The sequence below is a fragment of the Macromonas nakdongensis genome (assembly GCF_002837145.1).
GTDB classification, from domain to species: domain Bacteria; phylum Pseudomonadota; class Gammaproteobacteria; order Burkholderiales; family Burkholderiaceae_C; genus Macromonas_B; species Macromonas_B nakdongensis.
This window is the reverse complement of record NZ_NWMV01000127.1, coordinates 1-1,396: the sequence shown is the minus strand read 5'-3', so window position 1 is coordinate 1,396 and position 1,396 is coordinate 1. Positions and strand designations below refer to the sequence as shown.

Below are 1,396 nucleotides of genomic sequence, written 5' to 3'. Positions count from 1 at the left end.
TGGAGCGGCTGGAACGTGGCGGCCACCGACCTGGAACTGAACGCCCAAGGCCCGGACGGCGACGACACCGCCCCGACGCGGCTGACCGCCGCCCTGCGCCCGAGCGCCGGGCCCGCCCGCCCCGGCCAATGGCCCGCCCCCCAACTCCAGGCCGAAGGCCGCTGGGCAGCCGGCCGCCTCGCCCTGCAGACCCTCCAGGCCCAGCTCTGGGGCGCCGAACTGGACGCCAGCGGCACCCTGCACCCCCAGCCTGTCGCCTTCGACGGACAGGCCACCCTGCGCCTGCCCGGCACCGAGCTGCGCTTCGACGGCCACAGCGCGGCCACCGTGCCCGAGCGCCCCAGCCACGGCGAGGTCCAGTTGCGCGACGCCCAGGCCCTGCAACGCTGGCTGCAACTCACCCTGGCACGCCTGCATGCGGCCTGGCCCGGCGCCCACCTGGACCGGCAGGTGCTGGCTCCGCTGGCGGCCTGGAGCGCACAAGGCGAAGCCCGTCTGACGGCGCAATGGGGCAGCCGGCCTACGTGGTGGCCGCAACCCGGGCCACAGGCCAGCAGTCAGCCCTGGTCGCTCGACCTCGCGGTGCCCCGACTGCAACTGCGCGCGGCCCCAGGCAGCGGCGCAAACGCCCTGGACCTGCAGGACTGGAACACCCAGGCCCGCGGCCAGGCCTTCGACTGGCAGCTGGACCACCGGGGCCAGGCCGCGCTCCACACCGGTGGCGCCCGCTGGAACGCGCGCACGCGACTGGCCGGCGCCGGCACCTTGCAGCCAGGGTCCACCGGCCTTGGCGGCACGGCGCGCCTGAGCACCCTCCAGCTCGAATTGAGCGACAGCACCCACCCCCTGGGCGTGCGCATCGACAACCTGGGCGACACCCAGCTCCAGCACAGTGACCAGGACGGACTGACCCTGGCCCCCGGTCGCCTGCGCCTGACGCCGCTGCCCCAGTCCGGCGGCCGCCCCCTGCCTCCCCTGGCCGACACCCCCATGACCCTGAACTGGTCCCGCACCCGCTGGGCCCAGGGCCAATGGAGCGGCCAGGGCCAGCTGCAAGGCCTGGCCCTGAGCTGGCTCAACGCCTGGCTCAGCACCGACACCGCACCCCAAGGTCCGCTGTCCCAAGCCGGGCTGGTGGGCGACTTGGTGTTCGACGGCCAGTGGGACCTGGACCTGCCCCTCACCGCTCCACCGCCTGCGGGGGCCGGCGGGGCCCGCGCCCACCTGGCCCTGCGCCGCACCAGCGGCGACCTGACCCTGCTCCCAGGGGCCGGCCCCCAGACCGAACGCCTGCGCGCCGGCCTGGACACCGCCGACCTGACCCTGCGGCTCGACGGCACCACCCTGCAGAGCGAACTGCGCTGGGCCAGCCAGCACGCCGGCCAGGCCCAGTTCC

General features: G+C 75.6%; 1 protein-coding gene. It reads left to right on the top strand.

Translation table 11 applies throughout. The annotated features are described in order from the left end of the window. Window positions 1-15: 15 nt before the first annotated feature. The coding region (locus CON77_RS13885) for a translocation/assembly module TamB domain-containing protein (protein ID WP_500778840.1) at window positions 16-1,396 on the top strand (1,381 nt) is incomplete at its 3' end.